At 42.5% G+C, this 668-nt stretch carries 1 protein-coding gene; it reads left to right on the plus strand.

Going from position 1 to position 668, the window contains the following annotated elements; genetic code table 11:
• Positions 1 to 422, plus strand: a 422-nt coding sequence (locus CSQ88_RS22565; RefSeq protein ID WP_143449596.1) for an integrase core domain-containing protein, incomplete at its 5' end; no start/stop codon positions are given.
• Between the last annotated feature and the right edge of the window lie 246 nt (positions 423 to 668).

Below are 668 nucleotides of genomic sequence, written 5' to 3' on the forward strand. Positions count from 1 at the left end.
GCATTCGCTTATTTAATGTGATTGATGATTTTAATCGGGAAGGATTAGGTATTGAAGTTGATTTCTCTTTGCCGGCAGAGCGCGTAATACGCAGCTTGAATCAAATCATTGAATGGCGCGGCAAGCCTAAGCGAATTCGATCAGATAATGGGCCTGAATACATTAGTCACATATTAAAGAATTGGGCAGAACAACAATCGATTGAATTAGCTTATATTCAGCCAGGTAATCCGCAGCAAAATGCATATATTGAGCGCTATAATCGCACTGTGCGTTATGAATGGCTGGCTTGCGATGATTTTGAAAGCCTTGCCGAAGTGCAAGAAACTGCAACGCAATGGCTTTGGACATACAATAATGAACGCCCGCATATGGGATTGGGCGGCATCACCCCGAAACAAAAACTGGCATTACATGCCTAGCCTCTACTTTTAAGTGAGCTTAAAAATGGGGGGATTACCAGTATCTCAACTATCCTGACACAGAGGGGAGAATTTCCATTGATGAATGGAGGGTTGTTTTTTGAAAGTAAAATATATACTGCCCCCTGTGTCAGGATAGTTGAGATACTCCCTTTTCAGGGATTCCAACTTACTCAGGGGGCTGGTTACTTATCATGTCGCGTATTCCCAAGGCTCGTAAAGATGCCATTTTAAGCAAAATGCTTG

The sequence above is a fragment of the Iodobacter sp. BJB302 genome, from assembly GCF_002735645.1.
Taxonomy (GTDB): domain Bacteria; phylum Pseudomonadota; class Gammaproteobacteria; order Burkholderiales; family Chitinibacteraceae; genus Iodobacter.